Source organism: Microbacterium sp. NPDC060117 (assembly GCF_042729315.1).
Taxonomy (GTDB): Bacteria; Actinomycetota; Actinomycetes; order Actinomycetales; family Microbacteriaceae; genus Microbacterium.
In genome coordinates, this window is record NZ_JBHWXR010000001.1 from 950,925 (window position 1) to 971,689 (window position 20,765).

A 20,765-nucleotide genomic window follows, 5' to 3' on the forward strand; every position below is an offset into this window, starting at 1 on the left:
TGCGACCCCGCCGGAGGCTGGAGGACCCGATCCTGACCGTGAGACCGAACTTGCGTCTCGAAACCGCCGATGAGAACGTCGGTCTCGGGAGGCAGGTTCGGTCTCGTGGTCGAACGGCACCGGAGCAGTCGGAACCGGAGCGGTCAGGACGGAGCGGTCAGGACGGAGCGGTCAGGACGGAGCGGTCAGAAGACTCCGGAGGGCGACAGCGGATCCGGCGGGGACGCCTCGCGCAGCGCCCGGTCGAAGGTCGACGAGACCAGCGCGGACAGGTATCCGCCGGGGTTCTCCACGCCGATCCCGCGCAGGATCCCGGTCGCCTGGCCGACGATCGAGCGGGCGAACTCCGAGGCCGTCGAGATGGCCTCCGCATAGGCGGGACGATCCGCCTCCTCGATCACGACCGGCTCGCATCCGAGCTCGACCGCGAGCGCCTGGGCGATCGGCAGCACCATCGCGGGTGCGGTCACCGCGGCGTACGACGCGTGCAGCTGGCGCAGGTCGAGCGTGGTGCCGGTGAACGAGATCGCCGGATGCACCGCGAGGGGGATCGCACCGCCGCGCACCGCCGGCTCGAGCACATCCGTGCCGTAGGCGGGATCGGTGTGCAGCACGAGCTGACCCGGCTGCCAGGCTCCCACCTCGGCGAGGCCCGCGACCAGTCCGGGCAGCTGGTCGTGGGGCACCGCGATCACGACGAGCTGCGAAGCGCGCACGAGTTCTGGCGCGCCCATCACGGTCACGCCCGGCAGCACCGCAGCCGCCCGGTCCGGGTCGGATCCCGCGGTGATGCCGACGAGGGCGTGACCCGCTCCGCCGAGCGCCGCGCCGATCACCGGCCCCACGTGGCCCGCGCCGATGATGCCGACGTTCAGACGCCCCGCCCGGCTCACGCGGCGCCGTCCGCAGGTCCGCCCAGCCCGGCGGGGAGACCGTGACCCGCCGGGAGGCCGCCACCGGCGGGCCCGCCCAGCCCGGCAGGTCCGCCCGGCCCGGCAGGGAGGCCGCCACCCGCGAGTCCGCCTAACCCGGCAGGGAGACCATGCCCCGCGGGCAGACCGCGCCCAGCGGGGAGATCGTCACCCGCGCGGAAGCGGGGAGTTGCGGGTGAAGGGTCGTGGTCCTCGGCCCAGCGATGCGCACGATCCGCGGCGGCCGCGCGCGCGGCCGACACCGACAGCGTGTTCAGCATGCCGAGCAGCACCTGGCTGTCCAGCCCCGAGACCTCGCCCCGCACCGGGCCGACGGCGGAGTGCGCCTGCGCCTTGGCGACGCCCTGCGCCCGGTCGATCGGACCCTGGTGCAGGGAGAAGCCCTGCAGACGCGCGAGTGGGAACACCGCCAGCTGCCGCCAGATCCGGCCGCGCCGCAGCAGGAGTGCGAAGTCGGTGAGCGCCGCGCCGTGGCGGCGCCACGACAGCGGGCGCCGCCACCATGCCCGCGGCGGGATCGTCGTGTACGGGTCGTCGGCGACCGGGCCGAGCACGCCCTGCTCCCAGATCAGGGGCAGCACGTCGGCGGGGACGTCGGGCAGGATCAGACCCAGCACGCGCTCCACGTCTGCCCGAGCGCCCACCGGCAGCACGATGTTGAACTGCTGGGCCTGGCTGGACTGCTGCTGGGACGCGGCCTTGCCGCTCATCCGGTTGATCCGCACGGACCACCAGCCGAACGGCCTCCACAGCAGCGGCTGCATGACCTCGACGGCGAAGATGCGCCCGGGTGGAATCGTCTCCGTCACGGTCGTGAAGAGCCCGAACGTGATGCGCACCCCGTCGGGGGTCGGCGCGATCGAGTAGCGCAGCGCCCGCGCGATCCGGCCCCAGGTGACCGCGATCGCGGCGAGCAGCAGCGGGATGCCCATCGCGAGGGCGATGCCGATCGCGACCGCGCCTCCGGCCGGCCCGGCATCGGCGAGCACTGCAGGCAGCGTGCCGATCATGCCCCCCACGAAGATCACGGCGAACAGCGCGAGCCAGGTGAGCCCGGACAGCACGTGCGACCCGACGAGGCGCCCCGTGGGGATCCGCAGCACGTGCTCGGGGGCGATGTCGTCCAGATCCACCCCGGCGATGAGCCCGGTGACACCGGCATCCATCGAGGCCGCGAGCTGCGCGCGCATCGTGCGTGCGGCCCCCGGCTCGCCTCCCCGCGTCGCCTCTCGGGCGTGCCGCGCCCCCGAGGCGAGGCGCAGGATGTCGGCGCGCACCGACTCGGCCTTCGCCGTGGAGAGGTACTCCAGCGGCACGTTGGCGTCGTTGCCCGCGCCGTCGACCTCGAGCTTCGCCAGCCCGATCAGGCGCGCGGGGAACGGGCGGGTGAGGTTCACGCCCTGCACCCGGTCGAGCGGGGCGCGACGGTGCGAACGGAAGATCACGCCCTTGCGCACCTCGACGTGCGCCTCGGTGATGCGGAAGTCGTGGAAGCGCCACATCAGCCAGAACATCGCCACGAGCAGCACAGCCACGGCGAGCACGCCCAGCAGCACCACGAGCACGAGGTTGTTGTTCAGGACCCAGTCGACGGGATCGCCCCCGAACTCCGGCACGCGCGCCGGAGTGAACAGCGAGATGAGCCAGTACACGATCTTCTCGCGCAGGTTCGCGATCAGATAGCCGATCACGATCACCAGGACCAGGCCGCCCTTCATGAGCGGCGTGAGCGGGTGCATCCGATGCCACTCGCCGTCGGCGAGCGAGGGCGTTCCCAGCGGACGGGCAGGCACGGTCCCGAACGGGGCTCCCTGCTCCGGTGCGGACGGCGAGCCGTAGGGCGGCTGTTCGGGCGTGCTCACAGGCCCGTCCGGCGCATCTCGGCGACGTCGATCAGGGTGTCGCGCAGCGACTCCGCAGCGTCTTCGGTCATGCCGGGGATCTCGACACCGGTGGTCGCGGCAGCGGTGACGAGCTTGAGCTTGGCGATCCCGAACGCCCGGTCGACCGGCCCGCGGGTGATGTCGACGAGCTGCATGCGGCCGTAGGGCACCGCGATCATGCGCTGCCACAGGATCCCGCGCCGGAAGACGATGTCGTCGGCGCGCAGCATGTAGCCGATCGCCCTGGCCTGTCGCGGCAGGATCACGAGTTCGAACAGGATGCCGAGCGCGATCACGCCCGCGACCGTCCAGGCCCACGGCCAGGGCTGGGCGAGGAGGGTCGTGGCAGCATACGCGCCGACGGCGATCACCACGAGCAGGATCACCCGCAGGATCACCTCGGCGATCACGAACTTCGGAGAGATCTGGTGCCACGTGCCGTCCAGCGCGAGCGCACCGCGTGCCGTCGGCGTGCGAAGCGCCGGATACGTGCCCTCGTCGAGGACCGGAGCGAGGGCCGGTGCCGCGTGAACAGGCACCGGGCTCTCGGCCGGAGCGACGGCGGGCGCGGCAGGCACGGGGCTCTCGGCCGCGGCGGGAGCGGATCCGTGCTGCGTCTGGGGCGCGGGAACCGGCTGGCCCGGCGCCGCGGCGTGCGCGGGCTGAGCGCCGTTCGCGGCCTGAGCGCGGGCCTGCGCGCGTGTCGGCGGTACGACGGGCTCAGTGCCCGGGTTCTGCGGCGGTTCGGGGATGGTCGTCATCGTCGTCCTCCAGGCGCGGCCCGTCGTGGCCGTCGGGGTCGTGGGGCCCGTTTCCGGGCAGCAGGCAGAAGCTCTCGGCGATCACCGCGGCGATCGTGAGCACGAGTGCGGCGACCGCGGTCGCGATGATCGAGCCTATCGGCGGGGTGATCGGCCGCGAGAGCAGATAGGCCCCCAGGCCGACCGCGAAGCCGGTGATCCCCGCGCCGACCAGGCTCGAGGCCCGCGCGAGCATCGCGATCCGCACGGCGCGGAAGGGATTGACGCGGGGCAGCGATGCCGACCGGGTGCTGCGCCGGATCGGCCATGCCAGTGCGAGCACCGCCATCGCCAGCAGCACGAGGAAGATCGGCAGCAGGATCGACGGGGTGAACGTGGCCCTGCCCGCGGTGGTCAGCGCATGGTCGAGCAGGAACCCGGCCGCGGCGCCGGCGAGCGCCAGCACGAACAGCACCACGGGCGAGATCCGTCTCATGAGTCGTCCTCGAGCGCGGCCAGCAGGTCGGCGACCCGTCCGCGGCCCGGCAGCACGGCATCCGGATCCACGTCGAGCCAGGGCCCCAGCACGAACGTGCGCTCGGCTGCTCGGGGGTGCGGCAGCAGCAGGTGCTCGTCGTCGCTGCGGACGTCGTCGTACGCGATCAGATCGAGGTCGAGGGTGCGGTCGCCCCAGCGCTCGGCGCGGATGCGGCCGTGCTCCTCCTCGATCGCGTGCAGCATGCCCAGCAGCACCTGCGGGGCGAGGCGGGTGGTGACGATCGCGACGGCGTTGGCGAACTCCGGAGCATCCGGATCCGGCCCGTCCAGCCGCACCGCGACCGTGCGGAAGATCTTCGAGACGCGCACGTCGTCCACGAGGGGCAGCCGCCGGATCGCCCGCACCGCCTCGTCGATGGTCGAGGCGGTGTCGCCGAGGTTGGACCCGAGGGCGACGACGGCCTCGACCGGCTCCTCCTCGGGGCGCGGATCGATGGCCGGGAGCCTCCGGCCGCGCGGGACCGGGGGGATCGGGCGCGCCGGTGTCATGCCCCGCTCCACTCGCGCTGCACGTGGCTCACGCGCTTGACCGTCACCGACACGTCGGCGAAGGTCAGCGGGATCGGCGCGTACGGCTTGTGCACGGTGACCTCGACGCCGTGGATCCGCTCGTCCTCCATCACCACGTCCGCGATGCGGGTGGCGAGCGTCTCCAGCAGGTTGACCGGCTCCCCGGCGACGACCGCGGCGACCCGTTCCGCGAGCTCGCCGTAGTGCACGGTGTCGGCGACGTCGTCGCTGATCGCCGCCTGACGCACCGACAGATGCAGGCGCAGATCGACGATGAAGTCCTGGCCGTTCTCGCGCTCATGGTCGAACACGCCGTGGCGCCCGAACACCGTCAGGCCGGTCAGCGTGATCGCGTCGAGGAAGTCCATGTCCCCCAGCCTACGGCGGGAGGCGGTCAGCGGTCCCAGGCGCCGAGCACGGCGAGCGCATCGCGCGTGGCGGCGACGTCGTGCACCCGCACGGCCCACGCCCCGGCGCGCGCCGCGAGCACGCTCGTCACGGCGGTCGCCAGATCCTTGCGTCGCTCATCGGCGTCCGCGCCCAGCGCGTCGGCGAGGAAGCGCTTGCGCGAGGTGCCCACGAGCACGCGCGGTCCGAGCGCGACGACATCGGCGAGCTCGCGCAGCAGATCCCAGTTCTGGCCCGCGGTCTTCGCGAAGCCCACCCCCGGATCCACGATGATGCGAGACGGAGCGATCCCCGCAGCGGCCGCGGCGGCCACGCGCTCACGCAGCTCGGCGGCCACCTCGCGGCCCACCCGGGCGTACTCGGCGCGTGCGTACATGTCCGACGACGGGCCCCGCCAGTGCCCGAGCGCGATGTCGGCGCCCGACTCGGCCACGGCCGCGAGCATCTCCGGATCCGCGAGGCCGCCCGAGACGTCGTTGACGATGCGCGCTCCTGCCCGGACCGCGGCGGCCGCCGTTGCGGCGTTCAGGGTGTCCACGCTCACCGGGATGCCCTCCGCGGCGAGGCGCTCGATCACCGGCAGCACACGGCGCTGCTCCTCGTCCGCGGTGACCCGCTCGGCGCCGGGGCGGGTGGACTCCCCGCCGATGTCGAGCACGTCGGCGCCCTGAGCGCGCAGCAGCACGCCGTGCGCGACGGCGCGGTCAGGGTCGGCGTAGCGGCCGCCGTCGCTGAACGAGTCGGGGGTGGCGTTGACGATCCCCCAGATCGCGGTCATGCGCCGGATCCCGAGCCGATCAGCGCGATCAGCTCGGCGCGCGCGACCGGATCCGTGTACACGCCCCTGGCCGCGATCGTGAGCGTCGAGGCCTCGGTCTGGCGACCCCCGCGCATGGTGACGCAGCCGTGCACCGCGTCCATCACCACGAGCACGCCCTGCGCGTCGAGGTGGGATGCGATGGCATCCGCCACCTGCTCGCCGAGTCGCTCCTGCACCTGCGGACGGGACGCGAGGATCTCGACCACCTTCACGAGCGCGCCGAGGCCCACCACGCGCTCCCCCGGCAGGTACGCGATGTGCGCGTGCCCGGCGAACGGGAGCAGGTGGTGCTCGCACACCGAGCGGAACCGGATGCCGCGCAGCAGCACCGCACCCGAGGGCAGCGTGTCGGGGGCGGGCCCGTGCGAGACGCTGATCGTGTGCGCGAGGGGAGCTGCCGGATCCTCGCCGAGGCCGGCGAAGAACTCCGCATACAGGTCCGCCATGCGCGCCGGGGTCTGCTTCAGCCCCGGACGCTCCGGATCCTCGCCGATCGCGAGCAGCAGCTCACGGGTCAGGCTCGCGACGCGGTCCCGATCGACGGCCATCGCTCAGGCCGTCGCGGGGCGCGGCTTCCCGCCACCCGCGGCGCCCGGACGGCGCTCCGTCGACGGCTGCGCCGCCTCGGTCGCCGCGGTGCCGACCTCGACGCCGCGCTGCGGCATCTCGATCGGGGGCAGCAGCGACACCGGACGGTCCTCGCTCGAGAGCCACTGCGGACGCTCGGGGAGCTTGCGGATCTCGGTGAAGATCTCCGCGATCTGGTTGTGGTCCAGCGTCTCCTTCTCGAGGAGCTCGCGCGCGAGCTTGTCGAGGATGTCGCGGTTGGCGCTGAGCACCTCGTACGCCTCGTTGTGCGCCTGCTCGATGAGCGCGCGCACCTGCGTGTCCACACGCTCGGCGATGGTCTCGGAGTACTCGCGGCCACGGCCCATGTCGCGGCCCGCGAACGGCTCACCGCCCTCGGTGCCGAGCTTGACCGGGCCGAGCTCGGTCGTCATGCCGTACTCCAGCACCATCTTGCGGGCGATGGAGGTCGCCTTCTCGATGTCGTTCGAGGCTCCCGTGGTGGGGTCGTGGAACACGATCTCCTCGGCCACGCGGCCGCCCATCGCGTAGGTGAGCTGGTCCTGCAGTTCGTTGCGGGTCACCGAGTACTTGTCGTCCAGCGGCAGCACCATCGTGTAGCCGAGGGCCTTGCCGCGCGGCAGGATCGTGATCTTGGTGACCGGGTCGGTGTAGTTCATCGCCGCCGCCGCGAGCGCGTGACCGCCCTCGTGGTACGCCGTGATGAGCTTCTCCTTGTCCTTCATCACGCGGGTGCGGCGCTGCGGACCGGCGATGACGCGGTCGATCGCCTCGTCGAGAGCGCGGTTGTCGATGAGCTGCGCGTTCGAGCGCGCGGTCAGCAGAGCGGCCTCGTTGAGCACGTTGGCCAGGTCGGCGCCGGTGAAGCCCGGGGTCTTGCGGGCGACGACCTCGAGGTCGACGCCGTTCGCGAGCGGCTTGCCCTTCGCGTGCACCTCGAGGATGTGCTGGCGGCCCTTGAGGTCCGGCGCATCCACGCCGATCTGCCGGTCGAAGCGGCCGGGGCGCAGCAGCGCCGGGTCGAGGATGTCGGGGCGGTTCGTCGCTGCGATCACGATGACGTTCGCGTTCGGGTCGAAGCCGTCCATCTCGACGAGCATCTGGTTCAGCGTCTGCTCGCGCTCGTCGTTTCCGCCGCCGAGGCCCGCACCGCGGTGCCGGCCGACGGCGTCGATCTCGTCGATGAAGATGATCGCGGGGGCGTTCTCCTTGGCCTGCGTGAACAGGTCGCGCACGCGAGAGGCGCCGACGCCGACGAACATCTCGACGAAGTCGGATCCGGAGATCGAGTAGAACGGGGCGCCCGCCTCGCCGGCGACGGCGCGTGCGAGCAGGGTCTTTCCGGTTCCGGGAGGGCCGTACAGCAGCACGCCCTTGGGGATCCGCGCGCCGATCGCCTGGAACTTGCCCGGGTCCTGCAGGAACTCCTTGATCTCGTGGAGCTCCTCGATGGCCTCGTCGGCACCCGCGACGTCAGCGAACGTGACGGTCGGGTTCTCCTTGTTCACGAGCTTCGCTCGGGACTTGCCGAACTGCATGATCTTGCTGTTGCCGCCCTGTGCGCTGGAGAGCAGCCACCAGAACAGCAGGCCGAGCAGCACCATGGGGATCAGGATCGAGAGGAAGCCGTCGAACCAGCTCGCCTTCGGCACGGCGTCGTTGAAACCGTCCTTGGGTGCGGCGGAGTCGATCGCCTTCACCACGTCGGCCGCGCGGGCCTGCACGTAGTAGAACTGCACCGTCTTGGAGCCCTTGTACTCCTCGGACAGCGTCATGTCCACGCGCTGGTCGCCGTCGGTGTTGACGACCTTCGTGACACTCCCCTTCTTCAGCAGGTCGAGCCCCTCTTCGGTGGAGACCTGCGAGGAGGATCCGAGGTTGCTGATCAGCAGAAAGCCGCCGACCAGGAACAGGCCGATCAGCACCACATAGGTCAGCCAACTGCGCGTGATCTTCTTGACATCCATGATCCGATCAGCGTAGCGCGAGAGACTTGGGGCCCTCCTGGGGATTCGCCCACGGCGTACCGTGCGATGGCTCCGGGAGCACCCGGTTCCTGAGCGAGTCGCAGGCCCCAGCCGGCTCCTGAGCGAGCCGAGCCCGCAGGCGAGCCGAAGGGCGTCAGGCGTACACGTGCGGCGCCAGCACGGCGACGTCGCGCAGGTTGCGGTAGCGCTCGGCGTAGTCGAGGCCGTAGCCGACGACGAACTCCGGCGGGATGTCGAAGCCGACGTACTTGCAGTCGATCTCGACCTTCGCCGCCTCGGGCTTGCGCAGCAGTGCGAGCACCTCGATCGACTCGGCGCCGCGCGAGGCGAAGTTCTCCAGGAGCCAGCTCAGGGTGAGGCCCGAGTCGATGACGTCCTCGACGATGAGCACGTGCTTGCCGTGCAGGTCGGTGTCGAGGTCCTTGCGGATCTGCACGACGCCGCTCGACTTCGTCGACGCACCGTAACTCGACACGGCCATCCAGTCCATCGGCGCCGAGAACGGCAGCGCCCGCGCGAAGTCGGCCATGACCATGACGGCGCCCTTGAGCACCCCGATCAGGAGCAGGTCCTTGCCCGCATAGTCTTCGGCCACCCGCACGGCGAGCTCATCGAGCTTCGCGCGGATCTCCTCCTCGGTGACGAGGATCTCGGTCAGGTCGTCGGGGATGTCCGCAGCGCGCATGGATCGATTTTACGCGACCGGATCCGTTCTCCCGCAGGCGTGCCGCGCCCGCTACTGTGAGCGGAGAGGCGGGGTGGCGCTTGGGGGAACCGAGCCCCCGTCGCGGACGGAAGGAGTCCCATGGACATCGACGAGATCCTCAACCAGGTGCCGATCGGCGACATCGCCCAGAAGCTCGGCGTCAGCGAGGACGTCGCGCGGCAGGCGGTGCAGGAGGGCGGGGCCGCCCTGCTCGGCGGCCTCGCGAAGAACGCCGAGACGCCGGAGGGCTCCTCCGCGATCGAGGCCGCTCTCGCCAAGCACGACGGCTTCTCGGGCGCGGCGTCGGTCGACGACGTCGACGAGGCCGATGGCCAGAAGATCGTCTCGCACGTGTTCGGCGACAACGCGGACCAGGTCGCGCAGACGTTGACGAGCGACCAGAAGACGGCCGGCATCGACTTCGGCAAGCTGCTCCCGATCCTCGCCCCGATCGTGATGGGCCTCATCGCGAACGGCCAGAAGGGCTCGTCGGCAGGCGGCGGCGGTGGCCTCGGCGACATCCTGGGCGGCCTGCTCGGCGGTGGCGGCCAGCAGCAGGGCTCGTCGGCGGGCGGCGGTGGCCTGGGCGACATCCTGGGCGGCCTCGGCGGCCTGTTCGGCGGCGGCCAGCAGCAGGGTTCCACGGCCGGCGGTGGCGGCATCGACATCGGTGGCCTGATCGGCGGCCTGCTCGGCGGCAAGAAGTAGGAGCCGACTCACGGCGATTCCGGAACGCGGCTCCCTGGGGGGCCGCGTTCCGCTGTCTCCGCGTCTAGCGTGTCGCCGCGTCTAGCGCGCGGCGAACACGATGCGGCCGCCCACCCGCGCAGCCGTGCAGCCCGGCAGGTCGAGCGGGCCCTGGCCCGACCAGTCGGTCACCAGACGCGCCACCTCCACGGTCTGAGTCCGGGTCAGGCCGACCCCGAACTCGCTCTGCACGACGAGGCGGATCACGCGATTGCGCAGCGCGGCCGGGTTGGCGGCGAGGGCCGCAGCGCTGACGGAGATGCCCGCCTCGGCGTGCTCCACGATGTCCTCGATGGTCTCGTGGATCATCTCGTCGAACGCCTCCGCGTCCTCGCGCAGCTGCTCTGCCGTGCGAGCCAGCGCCTCGGCGATGCCCGGCCCCAGCTCGGCCTCGAGCACCGGCAGCACGCGCTCGCGTGCCCGCACCCGCAGGTAGCGGGGGTCGGCGTTGTGCGGATCGTTCCAGGGCTCGAGCCCCTCAGCGGTGCAGGCGGTGCGCGTCGTCTCACGGCGCACGGCGAGCAGCGGGCGGATCCAGGTGGTGTCGTCTTCGTCGATGCGCACGGGAGCCATGCCCTGCAGGCTGCCGGCGCCCGATCCCCTCGCCAGGCCCAGCAGCACCGTCTCCGCCTGGTCGTCGAGCGTGTGCCCGAGCAGCACGGGGGCCTGCTCGCGCTGAGCGACCAGGCGCAGCGCCGCGTAACGGGCCGCTCGCGCGTCGGCCTCCGGCCCCTCCCCGGACTCGGCCACGACGACCCGTTCCACGAGCGCCTCGATGCCGAGCGCCGAGGCCTTCGCCGCCGCCTCGGCCGCGACGCGGTCGGATCCGCTCTGCAGCCCATGATCGACCGTCACGCTCCGCACGCGGATCCCCGCGGCGCGCGCCTCGAAGGCGGTCGCCGCGGCGAGCGCCAGGGAGTCGGCGCCCCCGGAGAGCGCCACGATCACGGCGCTCGGTCGTTCAGGCAGCGCCGCCAATGCGGCACGCACGGCACGGCGGATCTCAGCGACGGCGGGAGAGAGGGAGGGCACGCTCTCACGCTACCCGGGCGGGTTCGACGCCGCCCGTCCGTCATCGCCGGCGGGCGCGTGCTCCGATGCTGGCGAGCACGGGCCCACGCGTGAGGCTGCGCGCGAAGTAGGCTTGTCCGCGGCATCCAACCGTCTTTTCTGAGGAGCACACGCATGGGCGCACACGACGCCGTCATCGAGATCCCGCGCGGCAGCCGCGTGAAGTACGAGGTCGACCACGAGACCGGACGAGTGCACCTCGACCGCGTGCTCTACACGACCTTCGGCTACCCGGCCGACTACGGCTACTTCGACAACACCCTCGGCGAGGACGGCGACCCGCTGGACGTGCTGGTGCTGCTCGACCAGGCCATCTTCCCCGGCGTCGTCGTGAACGTGCGCCCCGTGGCCGTGCTGAAGATGAGCGACGAGGCCGGTGGTGACGACAAGCTCGTCGCCGTGCTGAGCAAGGACCCGCGCTGGTCGCACATCCAGGACGTCGACGACCTGGCCGAGTACACGAAGAAGGAGATCTCGCACTTCTTCGAGCACTACAAGGACCTCGAGCCCAACAAGTGGGTCAAGGTCGACGCCTGGGGCGACGCTACCGAGGCGCAGCGGATCCTCGACGAGGCCATCGAGCGCTTCGCCAACGAAGGCCACTGACCCGTTCGGGCCCCGACATTCTCGAAGGGGCCCGAAACGCCTGATACACAGAAGACCCCCGGTGCCGCTCAGCGGCCCGGGGGTCTTCTCCGTGAGGATCCGAGGATCAGCCCATGTAGACGCCCTGGCTCTCCATGAAGCTGATGGGGTTGATCGTGCTGCCCCACTGATAGACCTCGTAGTGCAGGTGGCAGCCGAAGGATCCGCCGGTGTTGCCCGCGAAGGCGATCACGTCGCCCGCATTGACCCACTGCCCGTAACCGACGTTGAAGCCGCCGTTGAGGATGTGCCCGTAGCCGGTGGCGAGACCGCTGCCGTCGCCGTTGTCGATCTTGATGTAGTTGCCGTAGCCGCCGTTCCAGCCCGCGTACACGACCGTGCCCGAGTGTCCGGCGTAGATCGGCGAACCGCAGCTGCCGTCGGCGAGGTCGACGCCCGCGTGGAAGCTGGAAGAGCAACCCCAGTAATCGCAATCGGGCACGCGATATCCGTAGCCCGAGGACTGGTAGCCGCCGAACGGGCGCACCCAGCCTCCGGTGCCTCCGCCGGTGCCACCACCGGTGGAGCCGCCACCGCCACCGCCGCCACCGCCACCGCCGTTGTTGGCCGCAGCGTCGATCGCGGCCTGGCGCTCGGCGGCGAGCTGGGCCTGACGTGCGGCCTCGGCCGCAGCCCTGGCCGCCTCACCGGCCTGATAGCCGGCCACCGTCTTGGCCGTGGTGTCCTGCAGCGCGGCGAGCTGCGCCTGAAGCTGGCCGAGATTGGCCTGCTGGTTGGCGAGCGCGGCCGCAGCGGCATCCGCAGCGGCCTGCGCCTTCTGCATCTTGTCTTGGGCGATCTTGGCGAGCCGATCGCGCTCGGTCTTGGCCGCGCTCGCCTGATCCGTCAGCGCCTGCGCGGTGTTCTTCGCCTCGAGGGCCTTGTCGTAGATCGCCTGGGTGCCGGAGAGCACACGGTCCATCTGGCCGAGCCGCTGGAGCAGCTCGTCCTTGTTCGCCGTGGAGTTGGAGAAGAACAGCTGAAGCGCGGTGGTGTCGCCGCCGTCGCGGGAGAGCTGCGCGGCGATCTGCCCGGCCTTGCTGGCCGAATCATCGGCGACCTTCTTCTGCGCATCGGCCTGCGTCTGCAGATCCGAGAGGCGGCGCGCCTGCGCGTCGAGCGCCTGCTGCGCCGCGAAGTACTCGTTACCGGCTGCCTCGGCCGCGGCCTTGGTGTCGGCGACGTTCTGCGTGAGGGTGGCGATGAGCCCCTGGATGCGCGAGACCTCGGCGGCGGCGGTGGCCTCGTTCGCCTTCGCCGCCTGCACGTCATCCCAGCTGGGGTAGTCGTCGGCGTAGGCAGCAGGAGCGCCCATGAGGAGGCCCAGGATCAGCGCACCGACGGTGGCGATGCTGAGAGCGACGCCGCCGCGGCGACGTCCGAGGCGCGCCGCGCGGGCACGCCGAACCAGCGACGCCTGTCCGGGTCGGCGGGCGTCTTCGATGTTCAGATGGTTCACGCGGCTCCCTTTCGCCGGTTTCACTCATGTCACACTAACAACATCAGCCTCAATCGCAACCCTCGGATCCGGCTCAGGAACGGGAATTCTTCGAATCGTCAGGTGCTGGTCGAGCGTTCGGGGACGGGACGGGACCAACTTCCATTCTGCGCCCGGACACGCCCGGGATCCAGAGCGACGCGCTCTCGATTGGTGTTTTCGCTCAGGAACCCCTTATGCTTGAGCGTCGGCAAGTGAGCCCTGCGGCTCACCCCGGCCCCATCGTTTAGTGGCCTAGGACGCCGCCCTTTCACGGCGGTAGCACGGGTTCGAATCCCGTTGGGGTCACTCTTTCCGATACAATTTCATAGTTCTGGCCCTGTAGCGCAGTTGGTTAGCGTGCCGCCCTGTCACGGCGGAGGTCGCGGGTTCAAGTCCCGTCAGGGTCGCTCCATGCGACAGGCCTTTCTTCGGAAAGGCCTGTCGTCTAGGACGCAGGTCAGAAGCTTCCACCTTCCGATCTGTGCGGCTCTGTAGCTCAGTTGGTAGAGCGTTCGACTGAAAATCGAAAGGTCACCGGATCGATGCCGGTCGGAGCCACACGGCTGATCGTTACAATCAGCCCAGGAACCCTCGCGTAGCTTCTACATCGCGGGGGTTTCGCCTTTTTCGTGGGGAGGCCGCCGGCCCAACTGCACTGTCGCCGCCGCCGTCCCGGCGTCAGACTGACAGCGTGCGCTATGTGGGCAGGAAGCCGGCTCCGCCGCTGGACCGCTACGCCGACGATGTCTACTGCCTCTTCGGCGACCCGGGTCATCGGCGTCGGCTGCTCGTGCCTCCGATGCCCTCCGCCCACCTCATGATCAACCTCGGGGCCCCGATCGTGCTTCATGATCCAACCGGCGAGCGACCGCCCGAGACGCTCGTGGATGCGTGGTTCCTCGGGATCTGGACCCGCCGGTACGTCATCGAGTACGGCCGCGAGGTGAACGTCGTCGGCGTGCACCTCAAGCCGTGGGGCCTCGCACCGTTCGTGACAGCACCGATGGGCGAACTGCGGGATCGCTGCGTGCCCGCTGACGGACTGTGGGGGTCGAGCCTCTCGGAGCTCCGCGACCAGCTGGCGGAAGCCACCTCCACTTCCGCCCTGATCGGTCTGCTCGAAACCGAGCTCCTGTCCCGGCTCACCGAGTCCACGGCGGACGAGCGGGATCCCGCCCAGCAGGCTGCTCGACGAATCGAGTCGTCCTGGGGCTCCGGCACCGTCGCGGCCCTCACGAGCGACACCGGGCTCAGCAGCAACCGGCTCGCCTCCCGGTTCACCTCGATGGTCGGCGTCACCCCGAAGCGGTTGGCCCGCATCTACCGGTTCGCCCGTGTGGTGCTGTCAGTCGATGCGGCGGCCCCGCCCGCCTGGGCCGATCTTGCGCAGACCGTCGGCTACTTCGATCAGCCGCACCTGATCAACGAGTTCCGCGACTTCACCGGCCGCACTCCGACCGACTACCTGGCGCTGCGACGCCGAGTTCCGCCGGATCCGGCGTTCCCGCCCGACATGGGACCGATGCCGGCCGAGTGATTTTTTCCAAGCCCTCGCCCCGAAGTCCGGCGAGGATCGTCACATCCGCATCCGGCACGACGAAGGGAACCCACCATGGGCACGGTGATCATGCACAGCGTGACGAGCCTCGACGGCTACATCGCCGACGACCACGACGGTGTCGGCCCGCTCCACGACTGGTACTTCAACGGAGACACCCCGATCCTCCCGGAGCCGGAAGCCCCAGAGGGAGATCACGACCATTCGGGATCCGGAAGCAGCTTCCGCGTATCTCCGGCGTCGGCCGAGTACGTCCGCGGGTTCTGGCAGTCGATCGGCTGCATCGTGATGGGCCGGCACCTCTTCGACCTCGTCGACGGCTGGGAGGGACGCCCGCCGGCGGGCGAGCACGTGGTCGTCGTCTCTCACCGACCCAAGCCGGAGGGCTGGCATCCCGAGGCCTCGTACCACTTCGTCGACAACGTCACCGAGGCGATCGCCGTGGCCCAGGACCTGGCGGGCGACCGCATCGTCGCCGTCAACGCCGGCCGGGTCGGCGGTCAGATCCTCGCGGCCGGGCTCGTCGATCAGGTCGCGATGGACGTCGTCCCCGCCGTCTTCGGATCCGGCAGGCCCTACTTCGGAGACCTCGTCGGCCCGCACCTGTTCGAAGGCCCGACGGTCGTGGTGCAAGGCGACGGCGTGCTGCATACCCTTTACACGGTGCCGGCAGAGCGCCGGTAAGCGCCGCATCGAACCCGGGCCAGCCTGAGCCCAGACCGATGCGGAGCACCGGTATCGTCGCGGTATGACGCCCCGGCCCGCATCACGCCTCGGCATGCAGGGCGTCGGCGCGGCGCGACTCGTCCTCGGCGCAGCGATCATCACGATCCTGATGCTCACCTACGTCCGGGGCGGCGCCGACAACGGATACAACCCGTTCGACTATTTCGGGTTCTTCACGAATCTGACGAGCCTGCTCGCAGCGATCATCCTGATCCTCGTGGGGGCTCGGGGCATGACCGCGCGAGGGGCGCACGGCTGGCTGACCGACGCGCGCGCCGTGGCGACCGCGTGCATGCTGCTGGTCGCCGTGATCTACAACGGCCTCGTTCCGGGTACAGGATCCGCCCCTCCGTGGGTGAGCGTCACGCTGCACATCGTGTTCCCGTCGGTGATGGCGCTGGACTGGCTGATCATCGGCGACCGCGGACCGATGCCATGGCCGCGGTTCTGGATCCTGGCGCCCTATCCGGTCCTCTGGCTCATCGTCGTGCTCGCGCGAGGGGCGACGGACGGCTGGGTGCCCTACGGATTCCTCCTACCGGAGCGGGGCGCGGGCGCGATCGCCCTGACGGCGCTCGGTCTACTCGGCGCGCTGGGTGTGGCGGGCGCGCTCGTCTGGTGGGCGAGCCGTCTTCCCGGGATGCTCGGAGCCCGGTCTGAAACAATGAGGCAGTGATATTCCGGAATGGACGCGTGTCGGCGGCGATCGGGATCGGCGCAGCCGCGATGCTCCTCCTGAGCGCGTGCGCTCCGAGCCCTGACGACGCGCATCAGAACGCATCGGCGCAGAGCGGTGCGGCGACGTCCACGGCCGAATCGACGGCCCAGGCGTCGGATCCGGCGACGCCCCACCCGCTGGGTGCGGCCGACGCGTTCCGCGCCTGGCTCGACGCCTCTCGCGTTCCCGACACCGCAGCATCGTGCGCGGCCCTCTCCCCCGAGCTCGCGACGCGGATGGTCGCCGAGCTCAACGAACGGGGCCCCGTCCACGTGTCCAGCTGCGACGAGATGATCGCCGTCACCGCAGAGCTCTATCGCGCCCTCGGTCAGGACGCGCAGGTCGACATCGCGGTGCAGCAGGAGACCGCGACCGACGCGACCCTCTTCGTGACCTACCTCGCATCGGGCGACTGCGGCACCGTGGTGATGACACGGCCGACGTCCGACTGGACCATCACCAACCAGTCGCGGGAGTGCGCCGGCTGAGCCGCGCGGCTGGGCACGTCGGCGTCAGTCGCGCGCTTCGAAGTGCGCCAGCCAGCCGGTCAGAGTCGCCTCCAGCGCCCTTCGCTCCGATGCCGGAACCATCGCCAGCAGTCGCTGCTCGTTGGCGACGTGATCGGCGAACGCGGCGTCGATCAGCGCCCTGCCCTCCGCCGTCAGCGCCACGACCCGACCGCGTCCGTCGCCGGATCCGGCCCTCCGTGTGACGAGCCCGGCGCCCTCCAACCGGTCGAGACGCTTCGACATCCCGCCGCTCGTGATCATCGTCGAGGCGGCGAGATCCGTGGGGCTCGCCTCGTACGGCTCGCCCGAACGGCGCAGTGCCGCCATCACATCGAAGTCACCCTCCGACAGCCCGTGCCTGCGATAGACCGCGACGAGCTCCTCGGTCAACGCCAGAGCCAGGCGATGCAGGCGCCCGATCGTGCCGATCGGGGTCACATCGAGGTCGGGGCGCTCCCGCCGCCACGCCTGCTGGATCCGCGTCACCTGATCATCGATCTCCGTCACCCCTTCACTATATCTTCCAAGGAAGCTATAGTGTCTTCCATGGAAACTAATTGGCGGTGGTTCGTCGTCGCGATGATCGCTCCGATCGCCTGGGGCAGCACCTACTTCGTCACGCGCGAGTGGCTACCCGACTCCCCGATCTGGGGTGCCGCGATCCGCGCACTGCCCGCGGGACTGCTGCTCCTGACGCTGGTCCGCCGCCTCCCTCGCGGCTCCTGGTGGTGGAAGTCCGCCCTGCTGGGCACCCTCAACGTCGGGGCCTTCTTCGTGCTCGTCTACGCCGCCGCGCAGCTGCTGCCGACGAGCATCGCGTCGACGATCATGGCGACCTCCTCCGTCGCGATCGCCCTCGCGGCCTGGGCGATCCTGCGCGAGCGACCCGGGATCCTGCGCCTGCTCGGCGCCCTCGTCGGCATCGGCGGCGTCGCGCTCATGCTGCTCGGCACCACGAACTCCGTCGACCCGCGCGGCGTGATCGCCTCGATCGCCGCGATGGCCATGTCGTCGATCGGGTTCATCCTCGCCAAGCGCTGGAACGGCGAGGTCGGGATCCTCCCGTCCACGGCGTGGCAGCTCGTCTTCGGCGGCCTCGCGCTCATCCCGGTCGCGGCCATCGTCGAAGGGCCGCCGCCCGCCGTCGACGGCGCAGCCCTGGCGGCGTACGGCTACCTCACCCTGATCGCGACCGCCGTGGCCAACGTCGCGTGGTTCGCGGCGCTCAAGCACCTGCCCGCCGGCACCGTCGGCCTCGTCGGCCTGCTCAACCCGGTCACGGGGGTGCTTCTAGGGGTGCTCGTGGCGGGCGAGATCCTGGAAGGCCGCCAGCTGGCCGGGCTGGCGCTGGTCCTCCTCGGCATCGCCGCACCGCTCGTGTTGGACAGGTTCGCAGCGCGGCGACGGCGCGCGCGCGACGCGTCGGCCGTCCGCCCCCAGACCGAGGCGATTCCCGCCCCCTGCACGACCTGAACGAGCGCTCCGCGCCGCGACCGGGCCCGCACCCCGCACAACGTCAGGCGGGACTGTCCTCGTGCTCACCGGATCACATGTCTGTCACGTCCGGCAGCGGGGCATCTTGGCGCGGCTCGCGCCAAGATCCCTACCGAAGGCGGAGCCCCTTTGAGATCCGAGTGCCGCGCGAGGAAAGGGATGCAGCTCCGCCCAGAGGTCATAAAGACGGGGCTTCCGGATCATCGCGGCGACCTGGTTCACGTCCAGCCGCCCGTCCCTGCTCCGCAAGCTCGGCAGCATGCCTGCGGCGAGGGCGCGGACTCCGTTCGGGCCGCCTCGCTCCGCGCGCCCGATGATCGGCGACGACACGACGAGGACGACGAACGCGACCGCACTGCTCCGGAAGAGGGCCGCCGAGCCGCCTCCCCATACAAATCCGGCAACCGCGACGCCGCCGACGATCAGCTCTGCACCGCCCAGGACCGCGGCGGTGCGTCGCGCACGGCGAACGCCCTGCGCATAGCCCGTCGCGATCCCCTCGCCGAAGCTCGCCCGCCGCTCCTGTTCGGTGCCGGGTCGGCTGCGTGCGGCGATGAGGAGCTGCGCGCCTCGATCGCGCGGCGCAAGTGCGGCGATCGGGACCACCGTGGCGTGCCGTTGGGCGATCCATGTGCGCATCCCCCGTGCGCCCCGCGCGCGGCCGTGCAACTCGATCGAAGCCACCCGGCTCCCGTCTACATCCCGGATCTGCCATCGTGCGATCTCCACCGCCGTGCGTCCGTGCACGTCGGCACGCACGAGCAGCCAGACTGCGCCACCCCAGAACGCCAGTCCGGCGAGGATGATGAGAGCGTCGAGAGGGCCCCAGGGATCCACTTCGTCCCGAGCGGCCTGCAGCCCGATCAGAAGGCGGCCGATCATCGGGCTCCCCACGAGCAGGCCGGCGCACGCCCATCCGACCGCGCGACGGGCGGCACGCTGATGCCACTCGACATCCTCGAGGAGGACGTCCGCACCCGCACGGGGTGACATGGCTCCCCTCCGCGCTCTCAGCATCAGGATCCCTCCCCCGGCCACCCGGGGTCGGCCGGGCTCGCGACCCCTGGCCGCCGCGCACCCCAGTGTCGGGGCGTTGCCTATGACCACGCCGGGCGCGACGCCGCGTCCTTCCGCCGTCAGCGGCAGCTGGATCCCGCCATTCCGACCATGCACCCCTGACCTCGGAGTGTGCATTTCTGCACACTCCGCCCGCCGCATATGGGCATTGTCGCAACGATGGAGTCGACTCAGGCTGGAGAACCGACAGACGTCTCCGAACGTGCAAAGGAGCACACATGGCGTACGAGACAGCATCCCCCTCCGGCCTGCGCCGCGTCGTGGCCGCCTCCATGGCGGGCACGGTCGTCGAGTGGTACGAGTTCTTCCTCTACGCCTCGGCGTCGACGCTCGTGCTGGGCACCGTCTTCTTCCCACCGTCGGACGACCCGTTCAGCGGGATCATCGCGGCCTTCGTCACATACGCGATCGGCTTCATCGCCCGCCCGCTCGGCGGGATCGTGTTCGGGCACCTCGGCGACAAGTACGGGCGCAAGAAGCTCCTGCAGGCCAGCATCCTGATCATCGGCGCCGCGACGTTCCTCATCGGCTGCCTGCCCGGCTTCGCCCAGGTCGGGTATCTCGCACCGGTCCTGCTGGTGCTGCTCCGGTTCGCGCAGGGCTTCGCGATCGGCGGCGAGTGGGGCGGCGCCGTGCTGCTGGTCGCCGAGCACAGCCCGCGCGAGCGGCGCGGGTTCTGGGCGAGCTGGCCCCAGGCCGCAGTGCCGGTCGGCAACCTGCTCGCCACGCTCGTGCTCTTCGCCTTGTCCGCGACGCTGCCGCAGGATGCGTTCCTCGGCTGGGGCTGGCGCGTCGCGTTCTGGCTCTCGGCCGTGATCGTGCTCATCGGCTGGTACATCCGCACCAAGGTCACCGAGGCGCCGATCTTCCTGGAGATGAAGGCGGCGCAGGACCAGGAGGCATCGACGAGTTTCGGGCCGCTCGAGGTCGTGCGCCGCTACCCGCGCGGCGTGCTTGTCGCGATGGGCCTGCGCGTCGCGGAGAACATCCTCTACTACGTGGTGGTCACCTTCTCGATCGTGTACCTCACCCAGTCCGTCAAGGAGGCGACGTCGGCGACGCTGCTCATCCTGGCCGGCGCCCACGTGGTGCACTTCCTCGTGATCCCGCTGTTCGGGCGGCTGTCGGACCGCTGGGGCCGCAAGCCCGTGTACGCGGCCGGCGCCCTCCTCGGAGCCGCCTGGGGTTTCTTCGCCTTCCCGATGATGAACACCGGCAATCCGATCGTCATCTGGGCGGCCATCGCCCTCGGCCTCGTCTTCCATGCCGCGATGTACGCGGGGCAGCCCGCGATCATGGCGGAGATGTTCCCCACGCTGATGCGGTACTCGGGTGTCAGCCTCGGCTACCAGGTCACGTCGATCTTCGCCGGATCCCTGGCCCCGATCATCGCGACCAGCCTGCTCGCGCAGTATCACTCGAGCGTTCCTGTCGCGATCTACGTGGCGATCGCCTGCGCGATCACGCTCGTCGCCGTGGCCGCCGCCCGCGAGACGAAGGGGGCGGATCTGCGCGCCCTCGACGCGGACGACCGCTCGCGCCTGGCTCAGCGGATCGGATCCGAGGACCCGGCCGTCGCACGACGCTGAGCCGTTCGCGGCTTCGAA

At 70.7% G+C, this 20,765-nt stretch carries 22 protein-coding genes and 3 tRNA genes; 11 read left to right on the top strand and 14 right to left on the bottom strand.

Features of this window, described 5'->3' with window-relative positions; translation table 11 throughout:
* Positions 1-185 precede the first annotated feature (185 nt).
* From ACFWCK_RS04315 to hpt, 10 genes are all read right to left on the bottom strand, one after another.
* Positions 186-893, bottom strand: a complete 708-nt coding sequence (locus tag ACFWCK_RS04315; RefSeq protein ID WP_233312242.1) for a DUF2520 domain-containing protein — start codon at positions 891-893, stop codon at positions 186-188.
* A complete protein-coding gene (locus ACFWCK_RS04320) occupies positions 890-2,794 on the bottom strand; it encodes a PH domain-containing protein (protein ID WP_378804731.1) in 1,905 nt (634 codons plus the stop codon). The genes ACFWCK_RS04315 and ACFWCK_RS04320 overlap by 4 nt, the downstream gene beginning before the upstream one ends.
* Positions 2,791-3,261 (bottom strand): PH domain-containing protein, encoded by a 471-nt coding sequence (locus ACFWCK_RS04325; protein WP_374107839.1) that lies wholly within the window; start codon positions 3,259-3,261, stop codon positions 2,791-2,793. Before ACFWCK_RS04325 ends, ACFWCK_RS04320 begins: the two co-directional genes overlap by 4 nt.
* A gap of 274 nt (positions 3,262-3,535) precedes the next feature.
* Positions 3,536-4,051: a DUF3180 domain-containing protein gene (locus ACFWCK_RS04330; RefSeq protein WP_233312244.1), complete on the bottom strand. Its 516-nt coding sequence runs from the start codon at positions 4,049-4,051 to the stop codon at positions 3,536-3,538.
* Positions 4,048-4,602 (bottom strand): 2-amino-4-hydroxy-6-hydroxymethyldihydropteridine diphosphokinase, encoded by a 555-nt coding sequence (gene folK / locus ACFWCK_RS04335; protein ID WP_378804733.1) that lies wholly within the window; start codon positions 4,600-4,602, stop codon positions 4,048-4,050. Before folK ends, ACFWCK_RS04330 begins: the two co-directional genes overlap by 4 nt.
* A complete protein-coding gene (gene folB, locus ACFWCK_RS04340) occupies positions 4,599-4,991 on the bottom strand; it encodes a dihydroneopterin aldolase (RefSeq protein ID WP_378804735.1) in 393 nt (130 codons plus the stop codon). Before folB ends, folK begins: the two co-directional genes overlap by 4 nt.
* Positions 4,992-5,017: 26 nt before the next feature.
* A complete protein-coding gene (gene folP, locus ACFWCK_RS04345) occupies positions 5,018-5,809 on the bottom strand; it encodes a dihydropteroate synthase (RefSeq protein WP_378804736.1) in 792 nt (263 codons plus the stop codon).
* Positions 5,806-6,399: a GTP cyclohydrolase I gene (gene folE / locus ACFWCK_RS04350; RefSeq protein ID WP_233312248.1), complete on the bottom strand. Its 594-nt coding sequence runs from the start codon at positions 6,397-6,399 to the stop codon at positions 5,806-5,808. The genes folP and folE overlap by 4 nt, the downstream gene beginning before the upstream one ends.
* 3 nt (positions 6,400-6,402) lie before the next feature.
* Positions 6,403-8,406, bottom strand: a complete 2,004-nt coding sequence (ftsH, locus tag ACFWCK_RS04355) for an ATP-dependent zinc metalloprotease FtsH (RefSeq protein ID WP_233312249.1) — start codon at positions 8,404-8,406, stop codon at positions 6,403-6,405.
* Between the two features lie 154 nt (positions 8,407-8,560).
* On the bottom strand, positions 8,561-9,112 hold the full coding sequence (gene hpt, locus ACFWCK_RS04360; RefSeq protein WP_233312250.1) for a hypoxanthine phosphoribosyltransferase: 552 nt from the start codon (positions 9,110-9,112) through the stop codon (positions 8,561-8,563).
* Positions 9,113-9,232: 120 nt separating this feature from the next.
* Between hpt and ACFWCK_RS04365 the strand changes: the two genes are divergently transcribed.
* On the top strand, positions 9,233-9,841 hold the full coding sequence (locus tag ACFWCK_RS04365) for a DUF937 domain-containing protein (RefSeq protein ID WP_378804738.1): 609 nt from the start codon (positions 9,233-9,235) through the stop codon (positions 9,839-9,841).
* 81 nt (positions 9,842-9,922) lie between these two features.
* Here ACFWCK_RS04365 and tilS read toward each other — a convergent pair whose 3' ends face one another.
* Positions 9,923-10,912, bottom strand: a complete 990-nt coding sequence (tilS, locus tag ACFWCK_RS04370) for a tRNA lysidine(34) synthetase TilS (RefSeq protein WP_378804740.1) — start codon at positions 10,910-10,912, stop codon at positions 9,923-9,925.
* A gap of 153 nt (positions 10,913-11,065) precedes the next feature.
* On the opposite strand from tilS, the gene ppa reads away from it, so the two are divergent.
* The gene (gene ppa / locus ACFWCK_RS04375; RefSeq protein WP_378804741.1) at positions 11,066-11,557 is read left to right on the top strand and encodes an inorganic diphosphatase; all 492 of its coding nucleotides are present in this window, start codon (positions 11,066-11,068) and stop codon (positions 11,555-11,557) included.
* 106 nt (positions 11,558-11,663) lie between these two features.
* Here the strand turns inward: ppa and ACFWCK_RS04380 are convergent, their stop codons facing one another.
* Positions 11,664-13,055 carry a M23 family metallopeptidase gene (locus ACFWCK_RS04380; protein ID WP_378804742.1) on the bottom strand — a complete coding sequence of 464 codons (1,392 nt, stop codon included), beginning with the start codon at positions 13,053-13,055 and terminating at the stop codon, positions 11,664-11,666.
* 254 nt (positions 13,056-13,309) lie between these two features.
* Between ACFWCK_RS04380 and ACFWCK_RS04385 the strand changes: the two genes are divergently transcribed.
* The 7 genes from ACFWCK_RS04385 to ACFWCK_RS04415 all read left to right on the top strand — a co-directional run bounded on the left by ACFWCK_RS04385 (position 13,310) and on the right by ACFWCK_RS04415 (position 16,566).
* A tRNA-Glu gene (locus ACFWCK_RS04385) sits at positions 13,310-13,382 on the top strand.
* Between the two features lie 27 nt (positions 13,383-13,409).
* Positions 13,410-13,483: transfer RNA gene (locus tag ACFWCK_RS04390), tRNA-Asp, on the top strand.
* Positions 13,484-13,561: 78 nt separating this feature from the next.
* Positions 13,562-13,634 (top strand) — tRNA-Phe (locus ACFWCK_RS04395).
* Positions 13,635-13,776: 142 nt separating this feature from the next.
* On the top strand, positions 13,777-14,613 hold the full coding sequence (locus ACFWCK_RS04400) for a DUF6597 domain-containing transcriptional factor (RefSeq protein ID WP_378804743.1): 837 nt from the start codon (positions 13,777-13,779) through the stop codon (positions 14,611-14,613).
* Positions 14,614-14,688: 75 nt separating this feature from the next.
* Entirely contained in the window at positions 14,689-15,318 is a 630-nt protein-coding gene (locus tag ACFWCK_RS04405) for a dihydrofolate reductase family protein (RefSeq protein ID WP_378804744.1), read from the top strand.
* 64 nt (positions 15,319-15,382) lie between these two features.
* The gene (locus ACFWCK_RS04410; RefSeq protein ID WP_378804745.1) at positions 15,383-16,036 is read left to right on the top strand and encodes a Pr6Pr family membrane protein; all 654 of its coding nucleotides are present in this window, start codon (positions 15,383-15,385) and stop codon (positions 16,034-16,036) included.
* 17 nt (positions 16,037-16,053) lie between these two features.
* Complete coding sequence (locus ACFWCK_RS04415) at positions 16,054-16,566, top strand: hypothetical protein (RefSeq protein WP_378804746.1); 513 nt, start codon at positions 16,054-16,056, stop codon at positions 16,564-16,566.
* 24 nt (positions 16,567-16,590) lie between these two features.
* On the opposite strand, the gene ACFWCK_RS04420 is transcribed toward ACFWCK_RS04415, so the two are convergent.
* Positions 16,591-17,094, bottom strand: a complete 504-nt coding sequence (locus ACFWCK_RS04420) for a MarR family winged helix-turn-helix transcriptional regulator (protein WP_378804747.1) — start codon at positions 17,092-17,094, stop codon at positions 16,591-16,593.
* Positions 17,095-17,133: 39 nt separating this feature from the next.
* On the opposite strand from ACFWCK_RS04420, the gene ACFWCK_RS04425 reads away from it, so the two are divergent.
* Entirely contained in the window at positions 17,134-18,060 is a 927-nt protein-coding gene (locus tag ACFWCK_RS04425) for a DMT family transporter (protein WP_378804748.1), read from the top strand.
* 84 nt (positions 18,061-18,144) lie between these two features.
* On the opposite strand, the gene ACFWCK_RS04430 is transcribed toward ACFWCK_RS04425, so the two are convergent.
* Positions 18,145-19,074: a hypothetical protein gene (locus ACFWCK_RS04430; protein ID WP_378804749.1), complete on the bottom strand. Its 930-nt coding sequence runs from the start codon at positions 19,072-19,074 to the stop codon at positions 18,145-18,147.
* A 302-nt stretch (positions 19,075-19,376) separates the two neighbouring features.
* On the opposite strand from ACFWCK_RS04430, the gene ACFWCK_RS04435 reads away from it, so the two are divergent.
* On the top strand, positions 19,377-20,747 hold the full coding sequence (locus ACFWCK_RS04435) for an MFS transporter (protein WP_378804750.1): 1,371 nt from the start codon (positions 19,377-19,379) through the stop codon (positions 20,745-20,747).
* Positions 20,748-20,765: the final 18 nt, after the last annotated feature.